The sequence below is a fragment of the Aquipseudomonas guryensis genome, from assembly GCF_014164785.1.
Classification (GTDB): Bacteria; Pseudomonadota; Gammaproteobacteria; order Pseudomonadales; family Pseudomonadaceae; genus Aquipseudomonas; species Aquipseudomonas guryensis.
On sequence record NZ_JACJFN010000003.1, the window covers coordinates 387,257 to 414,228 of the forward strand.

Here is a 26,972-nt window from a genome sequence, read left to right on the forward strand (position 1 = left end):
TCCTTGACCAGTTTCGCCACTGTAGCAGATGGCGCCGCGCGCCCCGAAAACGACAACGCCCGGCACGGGCCGGGCGTTGCTGGAGCAGCACAGAACTCAGGCGTTCTTCAGCTTGCGCAGGTTACCAATCACCGACTCCAGGGCACGATCGAACAACAGCGCATCATCGAGCATACGAATCGCCCCACGACGGAACTCCACGGCCAGGCCCATGCGGGTTTTCTCCAGCACCTTCATGCCGGTGCGATTGACGAAGATGTACTTGCCAGTCGGCTTGATGATCGCTGCCAGCTTACAGCGCAGCTTGTGTTCCTCGTCTTCCTGGATTTCCACCCAGCTCCCAACACGCAGACTGTCGACCTGAAGCAGGGCCTGATCGTCATCCGGCAAACTGACCTCGGGCTCGCGCTCACGCACCTCACCTGGCGCCAGCAGCACGATTTCCTCGACCACCTCGATCATCGCCGGCGCTTCAACAACAGGCTCGGCGGCAGGCAGCTCAAGGAGAGGGGCTACCTCAACCACGGACTCGGCCGAGGCATCATCCGTTGGCAGAAGCAGTTCGACTTCTACCTCCGGCTCAGGCACAGCGCGCTTGAAGCGCTGGAAGGCCTGCACATGCACGGATTCCAGCTGACTGAAGAACTCGCTGGTGACAAACGGATCGATGGCCGCACCGGCCAGCCCCTCGCGCAGGGCTTTCAGCAGATTCGGCACCAGCTCCAGCAGGCGCACGCGATCTTCCGGTTCCTCGTGCAGCTCGACGCTCCAAACCAGATCGTCCATCACCAGCAGCGCCGCCTGCCACTCGGCAGACTCGCTGCCATGTTTCAGGCAGGTCAGTTGCAGAACCTTACTCCAGCCTTCCTGCAGCAGGCGCACCACGACTTCCGGCAAGGTCTTGCCAAGCAACCGAGCATTCAGTGCCTGCTCGACCTGCTGGCGAGCAAGCTCGGCCTTGGCACGGCCTTCCTCGGCATCTCGCGTGCGCTGCTCCAGCAGGTCACTGCGCCGGCGCTCATCACCGGTGAAAGCCAGAAACTCGGCGAGCAGATCGGAAAAGATGGTCGGATCATCGGTGAAGTCATTCAGCAGGCGTTGCACCACCTGCTCGATACGCTGGAACAGGCTGTCGCGCTGCGCATCATCTTGCGCACTCCAGCCGAGGGCCGCCGAGGCGATCTCGTTAAGCAGACGACGGGCCGGGTGACTGCCACGACTGAAGAAGGTCTTGTCCAGCACGGCGACCTTGAGCATGGGAATCTGCAGGCGCCCGATCAGCGCTTTCAGCGAGTCCGGCAAGGTGCGGTCATCGAGGATGAACTCGAACAGCATCGACACCAGGTTGATCACATCCTCATCGATCTCGCCCACCACCCGCGCCTTGCCACTTTTGGCACTGGCACGGGTCAACAGCTGCTCGAGCTGGTTACGCAGATCGAAGTCATCGGCGCTTTGCCCGCTACCGCTTGGCAAGCGCTGCTGCATGTGCGACAGCAGGCGCATCAGATCATTACTGGAGATCGGTACGGCATCAGCGGGGGCCGCGCGCCGCGGCATGGCTGCGCTGCCACGCACCTCGGCCAGCAACTCCTGCAGGGCACCGAATACCTCCTGCACGCTTTCATCCGCATAGGCAGCGGCACTCGCCTCCCCTGCAGAGGCTTCACGCGCGGCACGATTGCCGGGAGCCGTACGCCCAGGAGTATTGCGTCGGACCGGTGGTGCCGACTTGAGCTCAGGCAACACGCCCAACTCGACCAATTGCTGGTTGGCCGCGGCATACAGCTGGTCGAGATCAGCCAGTACGTATTTTTCGAAGAGCTTGAGTACGATCAGCTTGACGCGAATCTCTACACCCAGGCCGGCGCAGAGCGCCATGAACTGCTCGCAGAGTGCACGCGGCCCCAGCGGGTTGCTCTTGTCTTCCAGCTTCTGGCTGATCAGTGTATTCAGGCGCGTGGTCAGATGGGTTAGGGCCACGCCATCGCGACTGATCACGCGTGCAACCATGGCATCCAGCGCCACGGACTCTTCCAGCACATCATCCTGAACCAGCGAAAGACTCTCGAAGGAAACTGCACCCAGCTGCGGCGCTGCCTTGCCTACCTCGTACTGATTGAGGGTGGCAAAGCTTTCAAAAATCTTCTGCAGGAAGCCCCGCTCGATGGATTTGCGCTTCAGGCGTAAATCGCGCATCGCCTCGAAAAAACCATTCTGCTCGGCATTACTGGCAGCGCGGTCGGCCATCTCGAACAGCGTGTCATCGGCGTTATCGAACAGTGCCTGCAGCGCCAGTTTGAGCTGCTGCGCTGCCTTGTCGCGTACCTGAATTAGGGCCACGGGAAGCCTTCCTGCCTGCGAAGTTGGCGAGTGCTCAGGGGCAACCTTGTTCAGGTGCACCACTTTCGCGTCGGTCTGCATTGCATCTCTCCCGCAGGTTGCCAGTTCAGAGCAATCTGCCAACGATCAACTGGGCGCCATCCATGACGTCAAAAGCTTGGCGCCAAAGTTTATGGCCAACCTTATTATAGGGAGAGACGCAGGATGACCAAATACCCTTTACTGCAGACATGACCTGCATCACAGCACAGGCAAGATGAACCCCCGGACGGTCATCCACTGCCGACCAGCGCACCTTATCTGTCTAGCAGAAAGACCGGAATTCTCCCGTATCCCACCTGCACCAGCCGTCGGCTATCCCTATAATCGCGCCACCAGACTCCGGAGGCTGCCATGCCCAACCTCACCCTCGCCGACCTCGGCGCCGAAATCCAGGCCAATGTCCGCGCGGCACTACGCGAAGACATTGGCAGCGGCGATATCACCGCCCAGTTAATTCCCGCCGAGCGCCTGGCCCACGCGACCATCATCACCCGTGAGAACGCAGTCATCGCCGGAACCGCCTGGATCGATGAAGTGTTCCGCCAACTCGATCCGCGCGTCGCCGTACATTGGCAGGTCGCAGACGGTCAGCAAGCAAGCGCCAACCAGCCACTGTTCCATCTGGAAGGCCCGGCCCGCGCCCTGCTCAGCGGTGAGCGCAGTGCACTGAACTTCCTCCAGAGCCTGTCCGCAGTCGCCACCCGCTGCCAGCACTTCGCCGACCTGGTCAAAGGCACTCCGGTGAAACTGCTCGATACTCGCAAGACCCTTCCCGGCCTGCGCCTGGCGCAAAAATATGCAGTCACCTGCGGTGGCTGCCACAACCACCGCATCGGGCTTTATGACGCCTTCCTGATTAAGGAAAACCATATCGCCGCCTGCGGCGGCATCGCCCAGGCCATCACTGCAGCCCACCGGATAGCACCCGGCAAGCCAGTGGAAGTCGAAGTGGAAAGCCTAGCCGAACTGCAACAAGCCCTGGATGCGGGCGCCGACATCATCATGCTCGACGAACTCAGCCTCGACGACATGCGCACCGCCGTGAACATCACCGCCGGCCGCGCCAAGCTGGAAGCCTCCGGCGGCATCAACGAAAGCACCCTGCGCAGCATCGCCGAAACCGGCGTGGACTACATCTCCATCGGCAGCCTGACCAAGGACATCAAAGCCATCGATCTATCGATGCGCCTGAGCCTGTAAAAACTCCACCCATGAAAAAGCCCGCCAATTGGCGGGCTTTTTTGCATCTGGTGCCGGAGACAGGAATCGAACCTGCGACCTTCGCGTTACGAGTGCGCTGCTCTACCGACTGAGCTACACCGGCTTGCGGGCGCTATTTTGCCGAAAAACATCCGACAAAGCGACATACGACTGACTCAGACTACCGGCACATCCTTGCGCGCGGCATCACCGAGAATCTTGAAGAAAACAGTTTCCAGCGAGACTGCTGGCTTGACCGTGAGGATATGCCCAGCTGCCTGATTGAGCCGAGTGACAAAAGCCGGCAGCTCCGCCTGCATCAGCTCGCACTCGAACTCACCTTCACGCAAGCGCTTGGCTTCCGGCGCAAAACCTTCCGCAGCGTTGAAACGCACCAGCAAGGTATCTGCACGCTCAGCCGCCAGTTCGCGCGGAGAACGCACAGTTAGCAACTCGCCCTTATTGATAAAGCCAAATCGATCGGCAATACGCTCGACATCGTGCAGCACATGGGAGGTAAAAAAGATCGCCCCACCCTGGCTCTTGTATTCGTTGAGAATATCCACCACATCCTTGCGCCCCACCGGATCCAGGCCGGACAACGGCTCATCGAGGATCAACAGCTTAGGCTGCACAACCATGGCATGAGCCAGCGCCACACGCTGTACGGTACCCTTGGACAGTTCGCGAATACGACGTTTGGCGGCGGCTGCAACAGAGAAACGCTCCAGCCATTGCATACACCAGGCATCGGCATCCTTGCGCTTGATGCCATACATGGAGAGCGCCATACGCAGGATTTCTAGCGGGGTAAATTGATCATAAAGAGCAGGTGACTCAGGAACATAAGCAAGCGGCTGACGCGCATCTGCACGACGAGCATCGATGCCATAGACAAGAACCTCACCCTGATAATCATTGATGATGTCCAGCATTACCTTGATCGTAGTGGACTTACCTGCACCATTAGGCCCGACAAAACCAAAGACCTCACCCTCACTAACGGAGAAATTGACATCCCGCAGAGCGTGAACTTCCTTGCTCTTACTGCGAAAGGTATGGCTGACGCGATGAAACTCCAGAACATCAGTCACAACTACTCCTCCATCCCGGCAATTTTCAACCTCTTCAACTCGATACTACCGTTACGCAGCTCATAGCCCAGGCGCAACGGATCTTCCGGTAACGCAAGCAGCACACCACTAGTCAACAGTTGCTGCAGATCAATTAACTTGCCATGCGCACGCTCATAACGTTGCTGAGCAGCACGCAAGTCGATCAATCCCTGCAGACGCACAACACGCAGGCCAAGCATGTCACGCAACCTAGGATCGCGGGTGCTTTGGCGCTGCTGTTGCAGATAGTCCATGGCCAATTGCGCATCATTGAAACTCTCCGCCTGCAACATGATCGCCATTCTTCGCATTGAGGCCGCGTTTTCCGGCCACCGCTGCGCAGACAACTCAAATGCACGGACAGCCTCACCAACATCGCGATCAAAGAAAGAGCGGTTTACACCATAGAAGAAGGCCGGAACACCATCCCAAAAACGACAGTCCATCGCCCGCCGGAGAATCTCATTACCCTCATCGACCGCCCCTCCCCAAGTCAAAAGCCCATTAGCCAGATAATAGTTATCCTCATGGCAAGGGTTGAGCTCGGCGACCACAAGTTGGGCACGAATAAGATAATGAGAGTCAGTCAACCCATTATCGGTGCTGGTCGCAGCCAGGCGCATGGTTTCTAGGTTTGCCGCCAGGAAGCGATCGCCGCCATAAAGAGAAATCAGAATCGGCGCACTAATGACCACACGACTCATGCCAATTTCAGGCTTCAAAGAGACTGGTTGCTGTGCCCGCCAGGCAGCAATAGCCGCGAACAGCGCAAAACCCAGCGCGGCCAGGAGCAAAGGAACGATGTCTCGACGCAACATGATCAGGCGAAACGCTTTCGGTTGAGCGCCCATACAGCCAAGGCCAGGAAGCCCCCTGCATAGGCCAGACTGGAGACTATCAGCCAAGGCCAATCGCCTGGCAGGAGCCCCATCTGCCCATAGAGCGCAATCATGCGCACATCCAGAGCCCCTAGATCTGGCAGCAAGTAACTCAGCAGCCCAAGTGAATTACTGTAGGTCTCGGCGTTACTCACCAGCCAGCCGTCCTGCCACAACAAGGCGATGATGGCCGAGAAAGAGCGCGCTATAAGCATAAAGCCCAGCGTACCGACAATCACGAAACTGGGGGTAGAGGCCACCACCGCCAGCAGCGTACCGAGCGCCAACAGCACGAACAGATCGAGCAAGATAAAAGCAATGGTGAACCAGTAAGGCAAACCGAGGGAAACCGGCGTGGCCTGCCCGTAACCCTGCCCCACCCACACCACGATGGCCGCCAAAGCGGCAGCAAGCACTACAAGAAGAATGGCCAGCAACCCCACCAGCGCTGCCAGCCGTCCGAGCAAAAAGTGATACCGCGGACGCGGATAAGCCAGTGAAGCAAGGAAATAACGACGCTCAAACTCACGCGAGAAGAGCTCCTGCAGCATCAAAACGCCCAACACCGGCAGCACAATTCTTATCAGAGACAAGCCCACATCCAGTGCAACGGTTGCCGGTTGACGACCACTGAACTGGCCACTCATCCACGCTGCGACGCAGAGGATGACGACAAGCCAGAAAGCTATCGAACCGAAGCGAGCACGAAGCGCGAGCTTTACTGCAATCAGGGCACTGGGGAGCAAATACATGGCGGGATATCAGATGTGGGTTCGGTAAGAAAGTAACTTGAATACTGCCTTTATAATAAAAAGCCGCTCGGAACTACCCGAGCGGCCATTACATCACTTGCAACTGCAAGACTAAGCAGTTAACTCACTCAGTCGGCTACGCCGGAGAGAGCCCCCAGAGCAGCTTCATCACAGGTTTCAGAGTCCAGGGAAGTTGGGCCAACCGAACCACCTGTAGTGGAGCCAGTATAACCGCGGCGACCGGCAATTTCGGTTTGCTGCGGAGGAGTTGCAGCAGCGCCCGCCGCAGTGCAGTCAGCACCGTTGTAGATCGGGTTGCCTTGAGCATCCGCGCCAATAGCAACACAGTTGACATTGGTTGGTTTCTGACTACCCGAGAGATGGCAACCACCCACATTGACCTTGCTCTCGGCAGTAAGGCAGTTGTAGACCAAAGTAACGCCATTCGAGGTATTCACAGTAACGCGGTCGCGGAGGATCGAGCAGCCTGTAGCATCATTTTCTACATAAACACCGCTTTGCAGAGCGGTTACTGTGTTGTCAGCTGCGAAGCCAAAGCCAGAGACACCTGCCAGACCGGTAGCGATCAGCGCGGCGATAGTTTTCTTCATCATTTTATTGGCCCCTTAAATTAGTTCATCGAAGAAGCGAAGGCGGTCTGGGCATTCTTGACGTCGGCGTTAGCCGTCGAATCGTTAGCCCGGGCGCGATAATCGTTGAACTGCGGAATGGCGATGGCAGCCAGAATACCGATGATCGCGATCACGATCATCAGCTCGATCAGGGTAAAGCCTTTTTGCTTTTTGAGAGACTTCATGGAGGAACTCCTGTGTGGTTAAGGTCAACGACCTACGCAGATCAAAGCAGATGCCGTGCCAACTCCCCAAAGCTCCTAGAAAACAGCATCACCCATCATTAAATAGTCGCCAGGCCAGCACACCGAGTCAGCAACTGACGTTTTTTGTCATTCCTTTCTACTGCTCTTGGGCTTAACGCATCAACTGCGCTATAAGTTCAGCATCCGACTTTTCTTATCTCAGCGAAGCGCAATGAACGACACTCCCGCCCTGACAGGCCTAGCTCGTCAACTGGTAACCGCCGAACTGCTGGACGAGCGTACGGCCGCCCAAGCCAACGCCCAGGCTCTACGTAACAAAATCCCTCTCGTTTCCTACCTTGTGCAGAACAAGCTCGCCACCAGCAGAGCTGTGGCCGAGATAGCCGCAGAACAATTCGGCGTTCCCTTCTGCGACCTTAGTGCTATCGACAAGGAAAGCCAGCCACGCGAACTGGTCAGCGAGAAGCTGTGCCGCCAACACCGCGTGCTGCCGCTATACCGACGCGGCAACAAGCTATTTGTGGCGATGTCCGACCCGACCAACCACCAGGCCGTCACCGATATTCAGTTCAGCACAGGCATCAGCACAGAGGCCCTGCTGGTTGAAGACGACAAACTGGGCGACGCACTGGAAAAATTCTTCGATACCGGTAGCAGCGGCATGGAGGATCTGGCCGACGTAGACCTTGACGGCCTGGACGTCGAAGCCGTCAATGACGACAAGGATGACACCTCTGGTGGTGGCGAAGCCGCAGACGACGCGCCGGTAGTGCGTTTCATCAACAAGATGCTACTGGATGCCATCAAGGGCGGCTCTTCGGACTTGCACTTCGAGCCCTATGAAAAAGCCTACCGCGTGCGCTTCCGTACTGACGGCATTCTTCATGAGGTAGCCAGGCCTCCCATCCAACTGGCCAGTCGCATATCTGCACGCCTCAAGGTCATGGCCTCTCTGGATATCTCCGAGCGGCGCAAGCCGCAAGACGGCCGGATCAAGATGAAAATCTCCAAGACCAAGGCGATCGATTTCCGCGTCAATACACTCCCCACTCTCTGGGGAGAAAAAATAGTTATGCGGATCCTCGATCCCTCTAGCGCGCAAATGGGTATTGATGCTCTGGGCTACGAAGAAGTACAGAAGGAGCTGTACCTCAACGCCTTGAAACAGCCGCAAGGCATGATTCTGGTGACGGGTCCGACAGGCTCCGGCAAGACGGTATCGCTTTACACCGGGATCAACATTCTCAATACCGTAGACATCAACATCTCCACCGCTGAAGACCCTGTGGAAATCAACCTGGAGGGCATCAACCAGGTCAACGTCAACCCCAAACATGGCATGGACTTTTCCCAGGCTCTGCGCGCTTTCTTGCGTCAGGATCCCGATGTGATCATGGTCGGCGAGGTGCGCGATCTGGAAACTGCGGAGATTGCCATCAAAGCCGCGCAAACCGGGCACATGGTGATGTCGACCCTGCACACCAACAGCGCCGCAGAAACCCTGACCCGCTTGCGTAATATGGGCGTACCCGCGTTCAACATTGCCACCTCGGTCAACCTGATCATCGCCCAGCGCCTGGCACGCAAGCTGTGCAACAGCTGCAAGAAGGAAGTCGAGATTCCACGGGAAACCCTTATCAAAGAGGGCTTCCCTGAAGACAAGATCGGCAGCTTTAAGATTTATGCTCCCGTCGGTTGCGATAATTGCAAGCACGGCTACAAAGGCAGGGTGGGTATTTATGAAGTAGTTAAAATCACACCGGCCCTGCAACGGCTTATCATGGAGGAAGGCAACTCCATTGAAATCGCCAAGCAAGCGAAAAGTGACGGTTTCAATGACCTGCGCACATCTGGGCTATTCAAGGCGATGCAGGGCATCACCAGCCTGGAAGAAGTCAACCGCGTGACCAAGGACTAACCCATGGCGGCCAAAACTCTAAAAACCAGTGCCTTTATCTGGGAAGGCACCGACAAAAAAGGCGCCAAAATCAAGGGCGAGCTCACAGGCGAATCGCCAGCCCTGATCAAGGCCCAGCTGCGCAAACAGGGCATCAATCCGCTGAAAGTCCGTAAAAAGCCGGCCTCTCTTTTCAGCGCGGGCAAGAAAATCAAACCACTGGATATCGCTCTGTTTACCCGGCAGATGGCTACCATGATGAAGGCTGGGGTACCCCTATTGCAGTCCTTCGACATCATCGGCGAGGGCTTTGAAAACCCCAACATGCGTAAGCTGGTCGACGAAGTGAAACAGGAAGTAGCAGCTGGTAACAGCTTCGCCGCCTCGCTGCGCAAGAAACCACTGTTCTTCGATGACCTGTATTGCAACTTGGTAGATTCAGGCGAGCAATCTGGTGCCTTGGAAACACTGCTGGATCGGATTGCCACCTATAAAGAAAAGACCGAGGCTCTCAAGGCCAAGATCAAGAAGGCAATGACATACCCGATTGCAGTAATAGTGGTTGCAATTATTGTGACCACCATTCTACTGATAAAGGTGGTTCCTCAATTTGAAGCCGTCTTCGAAGGGTTTGGGGCTCAGCTACCGGCCTTTACGCAGGTCGTCGTCAATATGTCCAGAGGACTACAGGAGTGGTGGTACGTTTTCCTGTTCGCCATTTTCGGTGCAATTTTCGCATTTACAGAAACCCACAAGCGCTCTGAGAAGTTCCGCGATTTCCTTGATCGCACTTTGCTGAAAGCCCCGATCATTGGCGATATCCTTTACAAAGCCGTAGTAGCCCGCTACGCCCGCACGCTAGCGACTACCTTTGCCGCAGGCGTACCGCTCGTAGATGCTCTTGACTCGGTCGCAGGGGCTACAGGTAATGTCGTCTTTCGCAATGCCGTGCACAAAATCCGTAACGACGTGTCTTCCGGCACCCAGCTGAACTTTTCCATGCGTACTACTGGAATTTTCCCGAGCATGGCCATCCAGATGACAGCCATTGGCGAGGAGGCTGGGTCGCTCGATGAAATGCTGGACAAGGTCGCCGGCTTCTACGAAGCGGAAGTGGACAATGCTGTCGACAACCTGACCACACTGATGGAGCCACTGATCATGTCAGTGCTCGGAGTCCTGGTAGGTGGTCTGATTGTGGCAATGTACCTGCCAATCTTCCAACTGGGCTCCGTGGTCGGCGGATAACTCATGGCACTAGACCTGCTGGCCGGCAATTTGCCGGCCTTTGTTTTATCCGCCCTGCTGCTCGGCCTTCTGATCGGCAGTTTCCTCAATGTAGTGGTTTATCGCCTGCCGAAAATGATGCAGCGCGACTGGCGCACGCAGGCCCGCGAAATCCTAGAATTATCCGAGGAGCCGACTGGCGAGACCTTCAATCTGGTTCTCCCCCACTCCAGCTGCCCGCACTGCGGGCACCAGATTAAACCCTGGGAAAACATCCCGGTGCTGAGCTGGCTGGCGCTGCGTGGCAAATGTTCCAGCTGCAAGGCGCCGATCAGTAAGCGCTACCCGCTGGTGGAACTCGCCTGCGGCCTGCTCTCTGCCTATGTGGCCTGGCACTTCGGTTTTGGCTGGCAGGCCGGTGCCATGTTGGTATTAAGCTGGGGCCTGCTGACCATGAGCCTGATCGATACCGACCACCAACTGCTGCCCGACACGCTGGTGCTGCCGCTGCTATGGCTGGGATTGATCCTCAACTATAACGGTCTGTTCGCAAGCCTCGGCGATGCCCTGTGGGGCGCGATCGCCGGCTACCTGAGCCTGTGGTCGGTGTACTGGCTGTTCAAGTTGGTAACAGGCAAGGAAGGCATGGGTTATGGCGACTTCAAGCTGCTGGCCATGCTCGGCGCCTGGGGCGGCTGGCAAATTCTGCCACTGACCATTCTGCTGTCATCGCTGGTCGGCGCCGTGCTCGGCGTGATCATGCTGCGCTTGCGCAATCAGGAAACCAGCACGCCCATCCCCTTTGGCCCCTATCTGGCGATTGCCGGCTGGATTGCGCTGCTCTGGGGTGATCAAATAACCGGAGCCTATTTGCAATTTGCCCGGTTTTAAATGAGCACACCCTGGATTCTTGGCCTTACAGGCGGTATCGGTAGCGGCAAGAGCGCCGCTGCCGAACACTTCATCCGACTCGGCGTGCACCTGGTTGACGCGGACCATGCCGCACGCTGGGTGGTCGAGCCAGGCCGCCCAGCCCTAGCTCGCATAGCCGAGCACTTTGGCCCGCAGGTCCTGCAGCCCGACGGCCAGCTGGATCGCGGCGCACTGCGCCAATTGATCTTCCAGGACGAGCAACAGCGGCGCTGGCTGGAAAGTCTGCTACACCCGTTGATCGGCGAAGAGATTCGTAGCTATCTGGCGCGCGCAGAATCACCCTATGCGATTCTGGTTTCACCCCTGCTGATCGAGTCTGGCCAGCACCACATGACCCAGCGCGTCCTAGTCGTGGATGTGCCCGAACACCTGCAACTGCAGCGCACCATGGCCCGTGACCAGGCCTCAGAAGAACAGATCAAGGCCATTCTCGGCGCCCAGGCCAAGCGTGATGAGCGTCTGCGCCATGCCCATGATGTTCTGCACAACGATCGTGACCCAGCCTGGCTACGTAGCGAGGTTGAACGCCTGCACCACTTTTACCTGACCCTGCGTGGAGGACGACCTTGAGCAGTACCGTTGAATGCCCAACCTGTGGCGCACCCGTCGAGTGGGGCCCGCAAAGCCCGAGCCGGCCATTCTGCAGCGAGCGCTGCAAGCTGATTGACCTAGGCGCCTGGGCCTCTGAAAGCCACGTGATTCCTGGCGACACTGTCGAAGATGAGCTGTTTTCCGGCGAGCTGCCGCCGCGCGAGCACTAAAAGCCTGCCACGTGCTGATGACCGCAACAGCAGCATCAACCGCGAGGCTCTGAAGCCATAGCGCCCCTCAGGGGCGCATAAAGGCGTAGTCGCGCTGATCGTCGAGGTTATCGGCCAGGAACAGCAGCTCCTCGGCCAAGTCCTTCGACGAACGAACCTGCTGGCTGCCCTGCACCACCGCACTCAACAAAGCCCGCAACGCCATTACGGGCTCGATACCCAACTCGCGCGCCTGCTGCAAACTGCGCTCGACCTCACCGCGTGCCCACTCATGCGCACCCATATGCTTTCCTCCCGTGGTTTCGCGCAGTGTGCGGCCATGGCCTGCCATCCGCTTGATCTGGGTCAACCATCAGCAGCCCATCAACCGGCTGAACAACGCGGTATCAGGGTGACGGCGGGTCATCCTTCCAAGGCGCCGACAGATAGCGCGTGCGGTTGAAGGTTTCCAGCCAATCCGGATAGAACACCACCAGCCCGGTGACCAGCATGCCGTTGATGAAGGCCTCGGGGAACATGATCAGCCACAGGTAACCAGCGAAGTCCTCCAGCCAGGGCGGCATCACATACAGGCCATCGAGCCATAACACACCCAAACCAGCCAGCAGCGACAGTAGAACCGCCAGCGCCGCCGGAAAGAAGCCGCAGAAGAAGATGTAAACGAACAGGTTGCGTGGCTGGCGGCGCTCGACCAGCTGAGCGCACTGTTCGCTCACCAGCACCGGGATCAGCACCAGCAAGACGGCATTGAACCCCAGCGCCTGCAGATCCTGGCGACCTACCGCCAGCAACCCCAGTTGCGCCACCAGCCCGCCCAGCACGGCGAGGGGCCAACCGAGTAACAGGGTCACCACCGTCATGCCGATAAAGTGGTAGGACAGCCCGGATGCAAAATCACGCCGCACCAGCCAGAGCAGAAACAGCGCCAGCACGGTGCCGCACAACAGATGCTGGCGGCGCTGGTCGCTGAACAACTCGACCCACGGCGTACGCCAGATCGCCCAGAGCAGGGCTGGCAGATAACACAGCCACCCCAGCCACAGGCTGGTCGCCGACAGCAACTCGGCGCCGATCACGGTACGGCCTGCTCCAGCGCAGCCGCCAGAGTCGCTGCATCGGTGAAGCTGCGCTGTGCCAGAAAGCGTCCTGCGCGCAGATCAAGCCAGAGCACCGTCGCCGCTGCCGCCGGGTAGCGTGGTGCTACCCGCGACTGGCGATCGAGTAGAACGCGATAGTTGTAATCGCGCATCGCGGGCACGGCAAACAGACTAGCAACAGGCCTGGGCATACGGCTGATATCCGCCAGAAACAGGGCATGCCGCTGCTCCAGGTACCCTTTGGGCTTGCCCTGCAACGCGGCTTTCACCAGCTCGGCGCCCTCCATGTCACGTGCCACCAGCAATACCTGCAACTGATCATCCAGGGTGTACGACTGCTCGAACTGATCCAGTAGCGTCCAGGGCGCCAAGCGCTCCCCTGGTTCCATGGCCATGACCAGGGAGGAGAACAACCCAAGCATCAGTACCCAACAAGCTTTCATGCCATACCCCTCGTGGAAAAGACCTCGATATCCTCACGCATCGACCACCCTTCCTGCGCCAACCAGAAGGACAGCGCCTGCGGTGCATCACGCAGGACGAAGACATGCGTCTTGCTTATCCCCTGCTCTGCCAGGCGACGCAACGCCTCATCCAGTAACGCTTGCGCCAGACCGCGGCCGCGCCAGGGCAGATCGACGACCAGATGCTGCAGATAGCCACGCCGCCCGTCATGCCCCACCAGCAGGCAGGCCGCCAACTGGCCCTCCACCTCGGCCAGCAGGCTCAGGCCCGGATTGCGCGCCAGATAGGCCGAAAAGGGTTGCCTGGCATCCTCGGGGCGCACGCAGATCCCCGGGGTACGCCGCCAGAGCGCCAGCAGGTCGGCATGGTCGGCCACAGTGATGGGGCGAATCGACATAAGAGCTCCTCGCTGATGAGCAACGAGTCTACACCGGCGCCTGCAGCCATCAGCGCGGCCAGCTGTCGCAAGCCGGTTTTGCGGTTATGCTGCGGCCATGGACGACTCCGACTACCTGCGCCTGCTCACCCGGCAGGCCGAACAGGCCAACGACTTCCTCTCCAATGCGCGCAAGTGGGAACGCGAGCGCTGGGTCTGCCAGCGCCTGCTGCTCGGCCTGAACGTACCCTTTCGCCAGGACGAATTCGGCAGCGCCGCCCAGGAACCGCCGGATGTGCAGTTCCGCGATGCCAACTTCGAAGTGTTCTTCGTCCTCGATCATGGTCGCCGTCTAAACGACGAGTGGCGCGCCGAGCTGGAACGCCGTCGCAGCGCCCTCTCGCTCAGCCAGCTGCTGCGCCGCGAGCCACGCCCACGACGCATCGCCGCCAGCGAACTGCAGGCGCGCCTGGCACCGACCCTGCGCAAGAAAGCGCACAACTACCGCGAGCGCGGCATCGACCTGGGCGAACTGGATCTGCTCGCCTACATCAACCTGAAACGCGACCTGCCAGACTTCAATAGCCACTTCCCACCACCCGGCGAGTACTTGCGCCAGGGCTGGCGCTCCCTGGCCCTCGTCGGCCCGACCTATGCCCGCGTGCTGTTCGCCCACGCCGACGCGCCCGACTTCCTGCGCAACAACCTCGGCCGTACTGTGCTGTTCGACGTGGGCATCAGCCTGTGAGCCCGCTGCACGAACTGCTCGCCGCAGTCCCGCAACAGGGCCGCGTGCGCTGGATTGGCGTACGCCCGCAGGCGCGCGGCGCAATGCTCGAGCTGCAAGCCGTGGAGGCACGCCGTGAAGCCGGACTGACCGGCGACCACGCCCGCCCCGGGCCACGCAACCTGCGCCAGGTCACCCTGATCCAGTGGGAACATCTGGCGGTGATCAACGCCCTACTGGCACGGGCGGAAGACGAGCAGATCACGCCCCTGGATCTACGGCGCAATATCGCCATCAGCGGCATCAATCTGTTCAGCCTGAAGAATCGCTGCTTCCGTATCGGCCAGGCGATCCTGCAAACCACCGGCTGGTGCCAGCCCTGCGCCAAGCTGGAGGAACGCCTGGGCCGCGGCACTTTCCAGGCCATGCGCGGCCACGGCGGGATCACCGCCCGCGTGCTGCACAGCGGCATTATTCGCCTGGATGACGAGCTGCGCGTTGAGCCACTGGCGAGCGCAGGGCTAGAATGAACCAACTTTCTTGCGAGGCACACCATGTCCAGCCGCTTGAGCCCCGAAGACCAACAGCGCGTCGATCAATACCTGAACGCCCCGCAGCACCAGGTCGCCCGTCAACCCTTTCGGGTCTGGCGCCTGTTGCTGGTCATCCTGCTCGCGGTCATCGCCCTTGGTGTACTGAGCCGTCTTCTGAGTCGACTGGTGCTATGAGCTGCTTAGCGCTCGCCCGGCCGGACTCCACCCCGGATTCCGCAAGCCTTATGAGATCTCCCCATGACCCATCGCATCGTGATCGTCGGCGGCGGCGCCGGCGGCCTGGAGCTTGCTACCCGCCTGGGTAGAACCCTGGGCAAGCGCGGCCAGGCCAGCATTACCCTGGTCGACGCCAACCTTACCCATATCTGGAAGCCACTGCTGCATGAGGTTGCATCCGGCTCGCTGAACTCCTCCGAGGACGAGCTGAACTACGTGGCCCAGGCCAAGTGGAACCACTTCCAGTTCCAGCTCGGCCGCATGAGCGGACTGGATCGCGCACGCCAGTGCATCAGCCTGGCCGCCACCCTCGACGAGACTGGCGAGGAGCTGCTGCCCGCCCGCGAGCTGAGCTATGACAGCCTGGTGATCGCCGTCGGCAGCACCACCAACGACTTCGGCACCCCCGGTGCGGCCGAGCACTGCATCTTCCTCGACACCCGCGAACAGGCCGAGCGCTTCCACGGCAAGCTGCTCAGCCACTACCTGCGCGCCCACGCCGGCAAGACCGATGACGGGCAGATCAGCGTGGCGATCGTCGGCGCCGGCGCCACCGGGGTCGAACTGGCCGCGGAACTGCACCACGCCGCCCATGAGCTGGCTGCCTATGGCCTGGACAACATCCAGCCGCAGAACATGCGCATCACCCTGATCGAAGCCGGTCCGCGCGTCCTGCCAGCGCTACCGGAGCGCATCAGCCGACCCGTGCACCAGACCCTGGAAAAACTCGGCGTCACCGTCCTCACCGGCACCGCCGTCAGCCAGGTCACCGAGCAGGCCCTGCTTACCGCCAGCGGCATGGAGGTAGCAGCCAGTCTCAAGGTGTGGGCCGCCGGGATTCGCGCACCGGGCTTCCTCAAGGAGCTGGACGGCCTGGAGAGCAATCGCATCAACCAGTTGGTGGTACGCACGAGCCTGCAGACCACTCTGGACGACAACATCTTCGCTTTCGGCGACTGCGCCGCCTGTCCGCTCGGCGATGGCAGCGAACGAACCATTCCGCCACGCGCCCAGGCGGCGCACCAACAGGCCTCGCTACTGGCCAAGTCGCTCAAGCTGCGCCTGGAAGGCAAGCCGTTGCCGGAATTCCGCTACCAGGACTATGGCTCGCTGATCTCGCTTTCGCGTTTCTCCGCAGTCGGCAATCTGATGGGCAATCTGATGGGCAGCGTCAAACTGGAAGGCTGGCTGGCGCGGATGTTCTATATCTCGCTCTATCGCATGCACCAGATGGCCCTGTACGGCGGCTTCCGCACCCTGCTGCTGATGCTCAGCGACCGTATCGGCCGCAGCACCGAGCCGCGCCTCAAGCTGCACTGACAACCACGGCTAGCCGTGCGCACCGCCAACGGCGGCGCGCAACGGCGCGCCGTGATCTGCCAGTAAAATCCAGACAAAAAAAACCCGCACTAGGCGGGTTTCTTGTTTCTCGGACCAAACCCGAGAATATATGGTGGGTCGTGTAGGATTCGAACCTACGACCAATTGGTTAAAAGCCAACTGCTCTACCAACTGAGCTAACGACCCAAAAATGGTCGGGGTAGGGGGATTCGAACTCCCGACATCTTGCTCCCAAAGCAAGCGCGCTACCGGACTGCGCTATACCCCGATAAGAAAGTTGGCTCCGCGACCTGGACTCGAACCAGGGACCCAATGATTAACAGTCATTTGCTCTACCGACTGAGCTATCGCGGAACGTATCACTTTCCAGCTCTGCTACCGACTTTGGCTTGCGCCGTTTCCCGTATCAGAGGCGCGCCATTTTACGTTTCCGCGCGCGCCTGTCAACCCTTGAAATCACTTTCTTTACAAAGCCTTGCGAAAGAACTTCAGGCTACTATATGTCTATAGCTTGAAGTACATCACAGCAGGATGCGCGCGCCAGCAAGGCCCGTACAGGATAAGTCATGAGTTCCCCGGATACCCCGCCCACCCCACCACGCTCCATTCCAGGGCTGGCCAGCCGCGGAATTCAACCGCGCTTCAGTGAACTGGTGCAGGACTGCCGCAAGCTGGTGATGAACCGCCTGGCCGAACACCTAGCCGGAGTATTCGGCCAGGTGGACGACACCCTCTTCGAGTGCGCGGAGAAGGCCGAGAACAATCGCCTACAGACCCTGTTCTTCGACAGCATGCGCGAAGTCCGCAAGCTGCGACCGCAGATCGAGCGCAGCTACCACCAGCAGATCGCGCAGAACTTCTCCGACTTCCTCGACGGTAAGCTCAAAGCCGCAGCGGTGCCCAGCGCCCTGGATGCCGAACAGCTGTCTCTGGTGCAGAACGAGGACTACGAGGAAAGCCTGCAGATCACCAACATGGTCAGCCGGGTCAAGGCGCGCTGTGCTCGCCCGCTATATACCCTCGAACAACGCCTGGCCCTGCTCAACAACGGCCACAAGCTGGTGGAAGACAGCAACCCATTCGGCCCGCCCGCCATTGCCAGCGCCTTTCGCCAGGCCCTGGCCGCGCATCCACTGCCGCTGCGGATCAAGATCATCCTCTATACGCTCTTCGATAAGCATGTAATGCAAAGCCTCGATCCGCTCTACGATGCGCTCAACCAGCGCCTGATCGATGCCGGTATCCTGCCCAACCTGAAATACAACGCCCAGCGCAACGCCCCCAGTGCCCCCTCCAGCTCGATCGGCACACAGCAACCCTTGCCAACTGTGGTCAGCGAGTCGGCAGGCAACCCGGCGAGGGTCCAGACGTCACAAGGCGGCATCACCCAGACGGGCTCGTCACCATCGACCAGCGCATCTCAGCCCGGTCAAGCACCTGCCGCCGGACACGCTCCAGCTGCACCCTCAGACCTCAACAGCCCGCCGCCGCAGGACCCGGGCCAGCTGTTCGGCGGCCTGGCCGCCCTGCTCAGCGAACACCGCGAACGCAATGTCGATGCGCCCCTGCTCGGCGGTACTCGCAGCATTGCCAGCTTTGCGCCGCGTACCGCCACCAGCACCTACAGTGCCAACGAACTGCTTGGTGCGCTTAATCGCCTGCAGCAACAGTCAGCACACGACATCAGCCAGCGCCTGCATCGCCCGCAGGCAGTGGAAGGTCTGAAAGCCGACCTGCAGGATCAGCTCGAGGCCTACAGCCAACTACCGGGTCAGCAGAAGCTGTCGGATCAGGAAGCCGACGTAATCGACCTGGTCGGCATGCTGTTCGACTTCATCCTCGACGACGACAACCTGCCGGACGCCTGCAAGACCGCCCTCTCCCACCTGCATACGCCCTATCTCAAGGTCGCCCTGCAGGACAAGGCGCTATTCACCCAGCACCACCACCCGGCGCGCCGCCTACTCAACAGCATGGCCCAGGCCGGCGTGCTGTATGGCAGTGAAGGTGACGAGCGTGGCCTGCTGGCGAAGATGCACTGGGTGGTGGAACGGGTGATCCATGGCTTCGCCGGCGACCTGCTGCTGTTCGACAGCCTGCTCGACGAATTCAATGAATTCGTTGCCACCCTCCAGCACAAGGTCGAGTTACGCGAGCGGCGCGCCGTCGAGGCCGCCAAGGGCCGTGACAAGCTGCTCGGCGCCCGCCAGCTGGCGGTCGATGCTATCAATCAGGCGCTCAAGGGCCGCGAGCTACCGGCCATCATCCGCAACTTCCTCGAACTGACCTGGACCGACGTGCTGGTCTTCGTCCTGCTTCGCCACAGCGAGCGCAGCAGCGAATGGCAACGCGCCTGCGAAGTCGCCGAACAACTGGCCTGGAGCGGCACCGTACTCGACGATGCTGGGCGCAGCCGCCTGCAGGGCCTGCGCGTTGGCCTGCTCGACGAACTGCGCAAGGGCCTGGAGCTGCTCGGCGGTTACCACGAAGACGGCATCCGTCGCCTGCTGCAGGACATCGTCGCCTGCCAGCACGCCGTGCAGGCCAAGCAGCCGCAACTGGCGGCCAAGCTAAAGGCCTCGCTACCGGAGAGCCCACTGGGCGCCATGCTCGGCGAAGATGCGGCGCTGGCGGCACCCATGCAAAGCAGCGAAGTTGTTTCAGCTCGCGCCCAGGCGCTGATCAAGGAGCTGCAAAAACTGGAATTCGGCACCTGGTTCGAGTTCGTTCAGGGCGAGGAAACCCGCACGCTCAAGCTGTCCTGGTTCAGCCCCACCACCCACAACTACATGTTCGTCGACCACAGCGGTCAGCGGGTGGCGATCAAGCCGATCAAGCAACTGGCCAGCGAAATGGAACAAGGCCGGGCGCGCATCGTGCCCACGGAACGGGATTCGCCGCTGGTGGATCGCGCTCTGCATGCCATCTATCGTGTCCTGCAACGCTTCACCGGACGCGCCAATGAAGTCGGCCAAGGAGCCTGAATGGACGATCGTCGCCAGCACAGCCGCCACACCACCGAACTGAGCCTGGAGGTGCTCGACCTCCACTCGGGCACACGCCTGGGACGTGTCGTCGACCTGTCCGCCGATGGCTTCATGCTGGTCAGCGACATGCCGCTGGAGGCCGACTCCGTGTGGGAATGCCGCCTGGTACTGGGCGAGCCCCTCGGCGACATCCACGAGATCCGCCTGGGTGCCGACTGCCTGTGGAGCCGCCCTGGCGCCAACGGCCAGCACGGCTGGAGCGGTTTTCACATCATCGACCTGGCCGATGATCAGGCCGAAGCACTGGAGGTCGTGCTACAGCACATCTGAACAGCGCCCATGAAAAAGCCCCGCAGTGCGGGGCTTTTTTAGGCGCCGAGAAACTCAGGTGAAGACGATCTCCTCACCCTCGACCCGCGCCTTGACCACTGACCCTGGATTGAAGCTACCCGCCAGGATCAGTTGCGCCAGCGGGTTCTCGATCCAGCGCTGGATCGCCCGTTTCAGCGGCCGCGCACCGTAGACCGGGTCGTAGCCGATGGCGATCAGCTTATCCAGAGCCTCAGCAGTCAGCTCCAGGCTCAGTTCGCGCTCAGCCAGACGACCGCGCAGGCGCTGCAACTGGATCTCGGCGATGCCGGCGATCTGCTCGCGACCCAACGGCTCGAACACCACCACCTCGTCGATGCGGTTGATGAACTCCGGGCGGAAGTGGCTGCTCACAGCATCCATCACCGCCGCACGCTGGGCCTCGCGGTCGCCGACCAGCTCCTGGATCTGCGCCGAACCGAGGTTGGAGGTCATGACGATCACGGTGTTCTTGAAGTCCACGGTGCGCCCGTGGCTGTCGGTCAGGCGGCCGTCTTCCAGCACCTGCAGCAGCACGTTGAACACATCCGGGTGGGCCTTCTCGACCTCATCCATCAGCACCACCGAATACGGCTTGCGGCGCACGGCCTCGGTCAGGTAACCGCCTTCCTCGTAGCCGACATAACCCGGCGGCGCCCCGATCAGGCGCGCCACCGAGTGCTTCTCCATGAACTCGGACATATCGATGCGCACCAGTGCTTCCTCGGTGTCGAAGAGGAATTCGGCCAGCGCCTTGCACAACTCGGTCTTGCCCACCCCGGTCGGGCCAAGGAAGAGGAACGAGCCACTCGGCCGGTTCGGATCGGCCAGCCCGGCACGCGAGCGGCGCACGGCATTGGAGACGGCCACCACGGCCTCGTCCTGGCCGATCACGCGCTGATGCAGCAGGCCTTCCATCTTCAGCAGCTTGTCGCGCTCGCCTTCGAGCATCTTGCTCACCGGGATACCGGTCCACTTGGACACCACCTCGGCGATCTCTTCCTCGGTGACCTTGCTGCGCAGCAGCTGGTTCTCGGTCTTGCCGTGCTGGTCGACCATTTGCAGGCTGCGTTCCAGATCCGGAATGATGCCGTACTGCAGCTCGGCCATGCGATTGAGGTCGCCCTTGCGCCGCGCTGCTTCCAGCTCCTGGCGCGACTGTTCGATCTTCTGCTGGATCTGCGCCGAACCTTGTACCTCGGCCTTCTCCGACTTCCAGATATCTTCCAGGTCGGCGTATTCGCGCTCCAGACGAGCGATATCCTCGTTGAGCTTTTCCAGGCGCTTGATCGCCGCCTCGTCGTCTTCCTTCTTCAGCGCCTGGGCCTCGACCTTGAGCTGGATCAGGCGGCGCTCCAGGCGATCGAGCACTTCCGGCTTGGAGTCGATCTCCATGCGGATGCGGCTGGCGGCTTCGTCGATCAGGTCGATGGCCTTGTCCGGCAGCTGGCGGTCGGTGATGTAGCGGTGCGACAGCTTGGCGGCGGCAATGATCGCGCCGTCGGTGATGGCCACCTTGTGGTGTACCTCGTAGCGCTCCTTGAGGCCACGCAGGATGGCGATGGTATCTTCCTCGCTCGGCTCGTCGACCAGCACCTTCTGGAAGCGCCGCTCCAGGGCAGCGTCCTTCTCGATGTACTGGCGGTATTCGTTGAGCGTGGTGGCGCCGACGCAGTGCAGCTCGCCACGCGCCAGCGACGGCTTGAGCATGTTGCCGGCGTCCATGGCGCCCTCGGCCTTGCCGGCGCCGACCATGGTGTGCAGCTCGTCGATGAACAGGATGATCCGCCCTTCCTGCTTGCTCAGCTCGTTGAGCACCGCCTTCAGGCGTTCCTCGAACTCACCGCGGAACTTGGCACCGGCGATCAACGCCCCCATGTCCAGCGACAGCAGGCGCTTGTCCTTCAGCCCGTCCGGCACCTCGCCGTTGACGATGCGTTGGGCCAGCCCCTCGGCGATGGCGGTCTTGCCCACACCAGGTTCACCGATCAGCACCGGGTTGTTCTTGGTGCGGCGCTGCAGGACCTGGATGGTGCGGCGGATTTCGTCGTCGCGGCCGATCACCGGATCCAGCTTGCCTTCCTCGGCACGCTTGGTCAGGTCGACGGTGTACTTGTCCAGGGCCTGGCGCGACTCCTCGACGTTGGGGTCATTCACCGCGTCGCCGCCACGCAGGTTGCTCACCGCATTTTCCAGGGCCTTCTTGCTTACACCCTGGCCCAGCAACAGCTTGCCCAGCTTGGTGCTCTCGTCCATGGCGGCGAGCAGCACCACCTCACTGGAAATGAACTGGTCGCCCTTCTGCTGCGACAGGCGGTCGGCCTGATTGAGCAGGCGCGCCAGGTCCTGGGACAGATTGACGTCACCGGTCGGGTTCTGGATTTTCGGCAGATGGTCGAGCTCTTTGCTCAATGCCTGGCGCAGGCCATTCACGTCGAAGCCAACCTGCATCAGCAACGGCTTGATCGAACCGCCCTGCTGATCGAGCAGGGCCTGCATCAGGTGCAGCGGCTCGATGGCCGGATGATCGAGGCCCACCGCCACGGACTGGGCATCGGAAAGGGCAAGCTGCAGCTTGCTGGTCAAACGGTCGATTCGCATAGGTATTCGTCCTTCCTTTGTGAGGCGGGCCGGAGCGATGAACAACCCCTGATACGAAAACCCGCCGAGATGAAGACTAGATGAGGACAGTTTTCCGCGATTCAAGCGGAGCGACGTTGATGCAGGTCAGTGGGTGAGCCAGATCAGCGAAGCGAAACGCCCGGTGCGGGCGGCGCGGCGGTAGGAATAGAAGCGTTGATCGCTGACGGTGCAGAAGCCGCCACCGTACACGGCAGTGACGCCGCGCGCGGCCAGGCGGATGCGCGCCAACTGGTAGATGTCGGCCATGAACTTGCCGGCGTTGAGGCTAGGGATAAAGGCCTGGGCAGCCTCGGCATGGGTGGCCAGGAAGGTCTCGCGCACTTCCGCACCGACCTCGAAGGCCTGCGTGCCGATGGCCGGACCGAGCCAGACCAGCACCTCATCGGGCGGCAAGGCCAGGGCATCCAGGGTCGCCTCCAGCACTCCACCGGCCAGCCCACGCCAGCCGGCATGGGCCGCCGCCACGCGGGTGCCGGCGCGGTCGCAGAACAGCGCAGGCAGGCAGTCAGCAGTCAATACGGCACTGGCGATGCCGGGCGTGGCACTCCAGCTGGCATCGGCTTCGGCCACCAGGGCCGGATCAGCTTCGACTACCTGCACGCCGTGCACCTGGCGCAGCCAGGCCGGCTGGCAATGCAAGGCCGAGGTCAGAATCTGGCGGTTACGGGCCACGGCCTGCGGGTCATCCTCGACATGGTCGCCGAGGTTGAGGCTGTCGAAGGGAGCGAGGCTGACACCGCCGGCGCGAGTGGTGACGCAGGCCCGCACATGGGCGGGCGCTGGCCAGTCGGGCGTCAGCCAATCTGTACTCATCAGACGAAGGATTCGTTGTCCTGGCGCAGCAGGCTGAGCATCCACACCAGGTCATCGGGCAGCGCCGATTCCCACTTCATGCGTTGCCCGGTGATCGGGTGGCTCAGCTCGAGGAAACGCGCATGCAAGGCCTGGCGCGGGAACTCCTTGAGCGTCTGCACCAGGGTCGGGCTGGCGGCTGGCGGAATACGGAAGCGCCCGGCGTACAGCGGGTCACCGACCAGCGGGTAGCCGACGTGGGTCATGTGCACGCGGATCTGGTGGGTACGCCCGGTTTCCAGCTTGACCCGCACATGGGTGTGCGAGCGGAAGCGTTCGAGCACGCGGTAATGGGTGACCGCCGGCTTGCCGCCGTCGATCACCGCCATGCGCTGGCGGTTGGCCGAGCTGCGGCCAATCGGTGCGTCGATCTTGCCGCCGGAGGTGATCACACCGATCACGATGCATTCATAGATGCGGCTAACCGTGCGCTTCTGCATCTGGTCGACCAACCTGGTCTGCGCCTGCAGGGTCTTGGCCACCACCATCAGGCCGGTGGTGTCCTTGTCCAGGCGGTGGACAATGCCGGCGCGCGGCACGTTGATGATGTCCGGCACATGGTGCAGCAAGGCGTTGAGCAGGGTGCCATCGGCATGCCCGGCAGCCGGATGGACCACCAGACCTGCCGGTTTATCGATCACCAGCAGGTGCTCGTCCTCGTAGACGATGTTCAGCGCGATGTCCTGCGCGATCCATTCGCCCTGGGCTTCCTGCTCGGCCTCCAGGGCCAGCACGGCGCCGCCATGCACGATGTCACGCGGGCGTACTACGGCGCCGTCGACGGTCAGGCGGCCATCCTTGATCCAGGTCGACAGGCGCGAACGCGAGTACTCGTCGAACAGCTGGGCGGCGACCTGGTCGAGGCGTTGACCACCCAGTGCGGACGGCACTTCGGCGGTGAGTTGGATGAGCTGAACGGCGTCTTCGGACATGGGCTACTGCGGAGGGAGGTGCAGCTTTTGGTTTCGGCTGCACGCTGTGGTTAAATACGGCGTCTTTGTCCCGGCTGAACCGGGGCGCTCATCATAACAGGACGGTCCAGGCCAAGACAGCCGGCCGTCACAGGGACGCAAGCCGCCATGCAAGTGAAACACCTGCTGCTGATCGCCATGCTCGCCATCACCGCCGCGTGCTCTTCCAACAAACCGGAAGTGGATGAGAACCTGAGCGAAAGCGAGCTTTACCAACAGGCTCAAGACGATCTGAACAACAGCAGTTACAACAGTGCTACGGCCAAGCTGAAAGCCCTGGAGTCGCGCTACCCGTTCGGCCGCTACGCCGAACAGGCACAGCTCGAACTGATCTACGCCTACTACAAGAACGTCGAGCCGGAAGCCGCCAAGTCCGCCGCCGAGCGCTTCATCCGCCTGCACCCGCAGCATGCCAACGTCGACTACGCCTACTACCTTAAAGGCCTGGCCTCGTTCGACCAGGACCGTGGCCTGCTGGCGCGCTTCCTGCCGCTGGACATGACCAAGCGCGACCCAGGCGCGGCGCGTGACTCGTTCAACGAGTTCGCCCAGCTCACCAGCCGTTTCCCCAACAGCCGTTACGCCCCGGACGCCAAGGCGCGCATGGTCTACCTGCGCAACCTGCTGGCCGCCTATGAAATCCACGCCGCCCACTACTACCTGACCCGCCAGGCCTATGTCGCCGCCGCCAACCGCGGCCGCTACGTGGTGGAAAACTTCCAGGAAACCCCTGCCGTCGGTGACGGCCTGGCGGTGATGACCGAAGCCTACCAGCGCCTGGAAATGAACGACCTGGCTGCCACCAGCCTGGAAACCCTGAAACTGAACTACCCGGACCACCCGAGCCTGGTGGATGGCAACTTCGTGCCGCGCGAAGAAGAAGCCGACAATCGCTCCTGGCTGGCCAAGGCCACCCTCGGCCTGATCGAGACCGACACACCCCTGCCGCCGGGCGAAACCCGCGCCAGCCAGGATGTGATCCGCCAGTACGAAGATGCCGAAGAGCAGATCCCGGATGAACTGCAGCCGGAAAACCAGGACGAAGCCGAAGAAGAACAGGAAGAAGCGCAAGACAACGCTGACGACCGCTCCTGGTTCAGCTACATGACCTTTGGCGTGTTCGACTGACCGCCAGCGCAAAATAAAAAGGGAGGCCATGGGCCTCCCTTTTTTATGAGCTAAATCCAGCAACGCACTCAGCGCAGCTGGCTGTCCTTGCTGCCGCGGCGGTTGTAGCCGCTGAACTGTGCCTGCTCCTGGTCATGCCGCGACTGACACTGCACACACAGGCGTACACCAGGCACTGCCTGGCGACGAGCCTCGGGGATGGCCGCTTCGCATTCCTCGCAGTGAGTTAGGCTGGCGCCGCGCGGCAGCTGGCTGCGGGCACGCTGGACGGCGTCCTCGATGCTGCTGTCGATCTGTTCCTGCACCGCGCCGTCGTTGGTCCAGCCACCGGCCATGGCAACCTCCGCGTTTCGCTAACGTCTACGCACAGTTATGCGCAGGCCGGCCGCTTTTTACCAGTGCTGTCCGTCTACTCCTGCACATCCATGTATTCACGCGCCCAGACAAAGTAGTCCTCGGGCTGGGTGTACTTATGCGTCAGTTCGGTGGCATTCAGGTCGCTGGCAGCGATGCCGCGCTGCTCGCGCAGGCAGTCGTAGGTGGCCTTGATCGCGGCGAAGTAGGCGGCGTGGCCGTCGACCACGATGCGCACGCCGAGACTGGCCAGGCGGGCATCGTCGCGCAGCAGCGGATTGCCGTAGCTGACCAGCATCAGCGGCACGCTGAGATGCTGCGCGATCTGTTCCAAGTGGCTGAAATCGCGAATGCCGACCATGCAGATGGCATCGGCGCCAGCGGCCTGGTAGGCCAGGGTGCGGCGGATCACCTCGTCGACATCGAGCACGCCGGCATGGGTACGGGCGATGATCGCCAGGTCCGGATCGACCCGGGCCTCCAGCGCCGCACGGATCTTGCCAACGCCCTCTTCGACGCCGATCAGGTCGGTGGACTTGCGCCCGAACTGGGCCGGCAGCAGGGTGTCTTCGAGGGTCAGGGCGGCGATGCCGGCACGCTCCAGCTCCACCACCGTACGCATCACGTTGAGTGCGTTACCGTAGCCGTGGTCGGCATCGGCAATCACCGGCAGGCGGGCGACCCGGCCGATGCGGGTGGCTTGCTCGACAAATTCGCTGAGGCTGATCAGGGCAAAGTCCGGCGCCGCCAGAACTTGTAGTGAAGCTACAGAGCCGCCCAGAATGCCCACCTCGAAACCGAGATCGGCAGCGATCCGTGCGGACATGGGATCGAACACAGATGCCGTGTGATAGCAGGCGTTCGAAGCGAGAAGCGCACGAAACTGTGCGCGAAGGTCGTGATGCGAGGCTCTTTGCATGGGAGGCA

At 61.1% G+C, this 26,972-nt stretch carries 28 protein-coding genes and 4 tRNA genes; 13 read left to right on the forward strand and 19 right to left on the reverse strand.

The window, feature by feature from the left end; translation table 11 throughout:
* Positions 1-96: 96 nt before the first annotated feature.
* On the reverse strand, positions 97-2,424 hold the full coding sequence (locus H3H45_RS13395) for a DUF1631 domain-containing protein (protein WP_182834241.1): 2,328 nt from the start codon (positions 2,422-2,424) through the stop codon (positions 97-99).
* 312 nt (positions 2,425-2,736) lie between these two features.
* On the opposite strand from H3H45_RS13395, the gene nadC reads away from it, so the two are divergent.
* Positions 2,737-3,585 (forward strand): carboxylating nicotinate-nucleotide diphosphorylase, encoded by an 849-nt coding sequence (gene nadC / locus H3H45_RS13400; protein WP_182834242.1) that lies wholly within the window; start codon positions 2,737-2,739, stop codon positions 3,583-3,585.
* Between the two features lie 48 nt (positions 3,586-3,633).
* Here nadC and H3H45_RS13405 read toward each other — a convergent pair.
* From H3H45_RS13405 to H3H45_RS20350, 6 genes are all read right to left on the reverse strand, one after another.
* Positions 3,634-3,709: transfer RNA gene (locus H3H45_RS13405), tRNA-Thr, on the reverse strand.
* A 52-nt stretch (positions 3,710-3,761) separates the two neighbouring features.
* Positions 3,762-4,679 (reverse strand): ABC transporter ATP-binding protein, encoded by a 918-nt coding sequence (locus tag H3H45_RS13410; RefSeq protein WP_182834243.1) that lies wholly within the window; start codon positions 4,677-4,679, stop codon positions 3,762-3,764.
* 2 nt (positions 4,680-4,681) lie between these two features.
* Entirely contained in the window at positions 4,682-5,551 is an 870-nt protein-coding gene (locus H3H45_RS13415; RefSeq protein ID WP_235983695.1) for a hypothetical protein, read from the reverse strand.
* Entirely contained in the window at positions 5,521-6,330 is an 810-nt protein-coding gene (locus H3H45_RS13420; RefSeq protein WP_220494278.1) for a hypothetical protein, read from the reverse strand. Before H3H45_RS13420 ends, H3H45_RS13415 begins: the two co-directional genes overlap by 31 nt.
* Positions 6,331-6,458: 128 nt before the next feature.
* Positions 6,459-6,944, reverse strand: a complete 486-nt coding sequence (locus H3H45_RS13425; protein WP_182834244.1) for a hypothetical protein — start codon at positions 6,942-6,944, stop codon at positions 6,459-6,461.
* A 17-nt stretch (positions 6,945-6,961) separates the two neighbouring features.
* A complete protein-coding gene (locus H3H45_RS20350; protein WP_182834245.1) occupies positions 6,962-7,147 on the reverse strand; it encodes a prepilin-type N-terminal cleavage/methylation domain-containing protein in 186 nt (61 codons plus the stop codon).
* 232 nt (positions 7,148-7,379) lie between these two features.
* Here H3H45_RS20350 and pilB point away from each other — a divergent pair, with 232 nt between their 5' ends.
* Genes pilB through yacG form a run of 5 tightly spaced genes read left to right on the forward strand, consistent with a single transcriptional unit; the run spans position 7,380 to position 11,986 of the window.
* Entirely contained in the window at positions 7,380-9,086 is a 1,707-nt protein-coding gene (pilB, locus tag H3H45_RS13435; RefSeq protein ID WP_182834246.1) for a type IV-A pilus assembly ATPase PilB, read from the forward strand.
* 3 nt (positions 9,087-9,089) lie between these two features.
* A complete protein-coding gene (locus H3H45_RS13440) occupies positions 9,090-10,313 on the forward strand; it encodes a type II secretion system F family protein (RefSeq protein WP_182834247.1) in 1,224 nt (407 codons plus the stop codon).
* A 3-nt stretch (positions 10,314-10,316) separates the two neighbouring features.
* Entirely contained in the window at positions 10,317-11,183 is an 867-nt protein-coding gene (locus tag H3H45_RS13445; RefSeq protein ID WP_182834248.1) for a prepilin peptidase, read from the forward strand.
* A complete protein-coding gene (gene coaE / locus H3H45_RS13450; RefSeq protein ID WP_182834249.1) occupies positions 11,184-11,795 on the forward strand; it encodes a dephospho-CoA kinase in 612 nt (203 codons plus the stop codon).
* The gene (gene yacG, locus H3H45_RS13455) at positions 11,792-11,986 is read left to right on the forward strand and encodes a DNA gyrase inhibitor YacG (protein ID WP_182834250.1); all 195 of its coding nucleotides are present in this window, start codon (positions 11,792-11,794) and stop codon (positions 11,984-11,986) included. The genes coaE and yacG overlap by 4 nt, the downstream gene beginning before the upstream one ends.
* A 67-nt stretch (positions 11,987-12,053) precedes the next feature.
* On the opposite strand, the gene H3H45_RS13460 is transcribed toward yacG, so the two are convergent.
* The 4 genes from H3H45_RS13460 to H3H45_RS13475 form a co-directional block, all read right to left on the reverse strand.
* Positions 12,054-12,269 (reverse strand): hypothetical protein, encoded by a 216-nt coding sequence (locus tag H3H45_RS13460; RefSeq protein WP_182834251.1) that lies wholly within the window; start codon positions 12,267-12,269, stop codon positions 12,054-12,056.
* 103 nt (positions 12,270-12,372) lie between these two features.
* Positions 12,373-13,062 carry an energy-coupling factor ABC transporter permease gene (locus H3H45_RS13465; RefSeq protein WP_182834252.1) on the reverse strand — a complete coding sequence of 230 codons (690 nt, stop codon included), beginning with the start codon at positions 13,060-13,062 and terminating at the stop codon, positions 12,373-12,375.
* Positions 13,059-13,526: an FAD/FMN-containing dehydrogenase gene (locus H3H45_RS13470; protein WP_182834253.1), complete on the reverse strand. Its 468-nt coding sequence runs from the start codon at positions 13,524-13,526 to the stop codon at positions 13,059-13,061. The genes H3H45_RS13465 and H3H45_RS13470 overlap by 4 nt, the downstream gene beginning before the upstream one ends.
* Positions 13,523-13,945, reverse strand: a complete 423-nt coding sequence (locus H3H45_RS13475) for a GNAT family N-acetyltransferase (protein ID WP_182834254.1) — start codon at positions 13,943-13,945, stop codon at positions 13,523-13,525. Before H3H45_RS13475 ends, H3H45_RS13470 begins: the two co-directional genes overlap by 4 nt.
* A 97-nt stretch (positions 13,946-14,042) precedes the next feature.
* Between H3H45_RS13475 and H3H45_RS13480 the strand changes: the two genes are divergently transcribed.
* The 4 genes from H3H45_RS13480 (at position 14,043) to H3H45_RS13495 (ending at position 16,741) form a co-directional block, all read left to right on the forward strand.
* Positions 14,043-14,672, forward strand: a complete 630-nt coding sequence (locus tag H3H45_RS13480; RefSeq protein WP_182834255.1) for a DUF1780 domain-containing protein — start codon at positions 14,043-14,045, stop codon at positions 14,670-14,672.
* A complete protein-coding gene (locus tag H3H45_RS13485; protein ID WP_182834256.1) occupies positions 14,669-15,181 on the forward strand; it encodes an MOSC domain-containing protein in 513 nt (170 codons plus the stop codon). The genes H3H45_RS13480 and H3H45_RS13485 overlap by 4 nt, the downstream gene beginning before the upstream one ends.
* Before the next feature lie 24 nt (positions 15,182-15,205).
* Entirely contained in the window at positions 15,206-15,379 is a 174-nt protein-coding gene (locus H3H45_RS13490; protein ID WP_182834257.1) for a DUF3094 family protein, read from the forward strand.
* Positions 15,380-15,442: 63 nt separating this feature from the next.
* Positions 15,443-16,741, forward strand: a complete 1,299-nt coding sequence (locus H3H45_RS13495; protein WP_182834258.1) for an NAD(P)/FAD-dependent oxidoreductase — start codon at positions 15,443-15,445, stop codon at positions 16,739-16,741.
* Positions 16,742-16,872: 131 nt separating this feature from the next.
* On the opposite strand, the gene H3H45_RS13500 is transcribed toward H3H45_RS13495, so the two are convergent.
* The 3 genes from H3H45_RS13500 to H3H45_RS13510 all read right to left on the reverse strand — a co-directional run bounded on the left by H3H45_RS13500 (position 16,873) and on the right by H3H45_RS13510 (position 17,116).
* Positions 16,873-16,948: transfer RNA gene (locus H3H45_RS13500), tRNA-Lys, on the reverse strand.
* Between the two features lie 5 nt (positions 16,949-16,953).
* Positions 16,954-17,030: transfer RNA gene (locus H3H45_RS13505), tRNA-Pro, on the reverse strand.
* A 10-nt stretch (positions 17,031-17,040) separates the two neighbouring features.
* Positions 17,041-17,116, reverse strand: a tRNA-Asn gene (locus tag H3H45_RS13510).
* 212 nt (positions 17,117-17,328) lie between these two features.
* On the opposite strand from H3H45_RS13510, the gene H3H45_RS13515 reads away from it, so the two are divergent.
* Both H3H45_RS13515 and H3H45_RS13520 read left to right on the forward strand, forming a co-directional pair.
* Complete coding sequence (locus H3H45_RS13515) at positions 17,329-19,746, forward strand: DUF1631 domain-containing protein (protein WP_182834259.1); 2,418 nt, start codon at positions 17,329-17,331, stop codon at positions 19,744-19,746.
* Positions 19,747-20,079, forward strand: a complete 333-nt coding sequence (locus H3H45_RS13520; RefSeq protein ID WP_182834260.1) for a PilZ domain-containing protein — start codon at positions 19,747-19,749, stop codon at positions 20,077-20,079.
* Between the two features lie 54 nt (positions 20,080-20,133).
* On the opposite strand, the gene clpB is transcribed toward H3H45_RS13520, so the two are convergent.
* The 3 genes from clpB to rluD form a co-directional block, all read right to left on the reverse strand.
* Positions 20,134-22,698, reverse strand: coding sequence for an ATP-dependent chaperone ClpB (clpB, locus tag H3H45_RS13525; RefSeq protein WP_182834261.1), 2,565 nt, complete (start codon positions 22,696-22,698; stop codon positions 20,134-20,136).
* A gap of 126 nt (positions 22,699-22,824) precedes the next feature.
* Complete coding sequence (gene pgeF, locus H3H45_RS13530; protein WP_182834262.1) at positions 22,825-23,553, reverse strand: peptidoglycan editing factor PgeF; 729 nt, start codon at positions 23,551-23,553, stop codon at positions 22,825-22,827.
* Positions 23,553-24,524, reverse strand: a complete 972-nt coding sequence (gene rluD, locus H3H45_RS13535; RefSeq protein WP_182834263.1) for a 23S rRNA pseudouridine(1911/1915/1917) synthase RluD — start codon at positions 24,522-24,524, stop codon at positions 23,553-23,555. The genes pgeF and rluD overlap by 1 nt, the downstream gene beginning before the upstream one ends.
* A gap of 147 nt (positions 24,525-24,671) precedes the next feature.
* On the opposite strand from rluD, the gene H3H45_RS13540 reads away from it, so the two are divergent.
* On the forward strand, positions 24,672-25,691 hold the full coding sequence (locus tag H3H45_RS13540) for an outer membrane protein assembly factor BamD (protein WP_182834264.1): 1,020 nt from the start codon (positions 24,672-24,674) through the stop codon (positions 25,689-25,691).
* A 68-nt stretch (positions 25,692-25,759) separates the two neighbouring features.
* Here H3H45_RS13540 and H3H45_RS13545 read toward each other — a convergent pair whose 3' ends face one another.
* A complete protein-coding gene (locus H3H45_RS13545) occupies positions 25,760-26,026 on the reverse strand; it encodes a DksA/TraR family C4-type zinc finger protein (RefSeq protein WP_182834265.1) in 267 nt (88 codons plus the stop codon).
* 74 nt (positions 26,027-26,100) lie between these two features.
* Positions 26,101-26,964 (reverse strand): isocitrate lyase/PEP mutase family protein, encoded by an 864-nt coding sequence (locus tag H3H45_RS13550; protein ID WP_182834266.1) that lies wholly within the window; start codon positions 26,962-26,964, stop codon positions 26,101-26,103.
* Positions 26,965-26,972 lie beyond the last annotated feature (8 nt).

Coding starts and splice junctions, on each gene's coding strand:
- H3H45_RS13490 (WP_182834257.1), top strand. CDS start 15,206: ATGTCCAGCCGCTTGAGCCCCGAAGACCAACAGCGCGTCGATCAATAC.
- H3H45_RS13440 (WP_182834247.1), top strand. CDS start 9,090: ATGGCGGCCAAAACTCTAAAAACCAGTGCCTTTATCTGGGAAGGCACC.
- pilB (WP_182834246.1), top strand. CDS start 7,380: ATGAACGACACTCCCGCCCTGACAGGCCTAGCTCGTCAACTGGTAACC.
- H3H45_RS13480 (WP_182834255.1), top strand. CDS start 14,043: ATGGACGACTCCGACTACCTGCGCCTGCTCACCCGGCAGGCCGAACAG.
- coaE (WP_182834249.1), top strand. CDS start 11,184: ATGAGCACACCCTGGATTCTTGGCCTTACAGGCGGTATCGGTAGCGGC.
- H3H45_RS13420 (WP_220494278.1), bottom strand. CDS start 6,330: ATGTATTTGCTCCCCAGTGCCCTGATTGCAGTAAAGCTCGCGCTTCGT.
- clpB (WP_182834261.1), bottom strand. CDS start 22,698: ATGCGAATCGACCGTTTGACCAGCAAGCTGCAGCTTGCCCTTTCCGAT.
- H3H45_RS13495 (WP_182834258.1), top strand. CDS start 15,443: ATGACCCATCGCATCGTGATCGTCGGCGGCGGCGCCGGCGGCCTGGAG.
- H3H45_RS13470 (WP_182834253.1), bottom strand. CDS start 13,526: ATGAAAGCTTGTTGGGTACTGATGCTTGGGTTGTTCTCCTCCCTGGTC.
- H3H45_RS13445 (WP_182834248.1), top strand. CDS start 10,317: ATGGCACTAGACCTGCTGGCCGGCAATTTGCCGGCCTTTGTTTTATCC.
- rluD (WP_182834263.1), bottom strand. CDS start 24,524: ATGTCCGAAGACGCCGTTCAGCTCATCCAACTCACCGCCGAAGTGCCG.
- H3H45_RS13515 (WP_182834259.1), top strand. CDS start 17,329: ATGAGTTCCCCGGATACCCCGCCCACCCCACCACGCTCCATTCCAGGG.
- H3H45_RS13550 (WP_182834266.1), bottom strand. CDS start 26,964: ATGCAAAGAGCCTCGCATCACGACCTTCGCGCACAGTTTCGTGCGCTT.
- pgeF (WP_182834262.1), bottom strand. CDS start 23,553: ATGAGTACAGATTGGCTGACGCCCGACTGGCCAGCGCCCGCCCATGTG.
- H3H45_RS13545 (WP_182834265.1), bottom strand. CDS start 26,026: ATGGCCGGTGGCTGGACCAACGACGGCGCGGTGCAGGAACAGATCGAC.
- H3H45_RS13475 (WP_182834254.1), bottom strand. CDS start 13,945: ATGTCGATTCGCCCCATCACTGTGGCCGACCATGCCGACCTGCTGGCG.
- H3H45_RS20350 (WP_182834245.1), bottom strand. CDS start 7,147: ATGAAGTCTCTCAAAAAGCAAAAAGGCTTTACCCTGATCGAGCTGATG.
- H3H45_RS13520 (WP_182834260.1), top strand. CDS start 19,747: ATGGACGATCGTCGCCAGCACAGCCGCCACACCACCGAACTGAGCCTG.
- H3H45_RS13395 (WP_182834241.1), bottom strand. CDS start 2,424: ATGCAGACCGACGCGAAAGTGGTGCACCTGAACAAGGTTGCCCCTGAG.
- H3H45_RS13540 (WP_182834264.1), top strand. CDS start 24,672: ATGCAAGTGAAACACCTGCTGCTGATCGCCATGCTCGCCATCACCGCC.
- H3H45_RS13425 (WP_182834244.1), bottom strand. CDS start 6,944: ATGATGAAGAAAACTATCGCCGCGCTGATCGCTACCGGTCTGGCAGGT.
- nadC (WP_182834242.1), top strand. CDS start 2,737: ATGCCCAACCTCACCCTCGCCGACCTCGGCGCCGAAATCCAGGCCAAT.
- H3H45_RS13460 (WP_182834251.1), bottom strand. CDS start 12,269: ATGGGTGCGCATGAGTGGGCACGCGGTGAGGTCGAGCGCAGTTTGCAG.
- H3H45_RS13415 (WP_235983695.1), bottom strand. CDS start 5,551: ATGGGCGCTCAACCGAAAGCGTTTCGCCTGATCATGTTGCGTCGAGAC.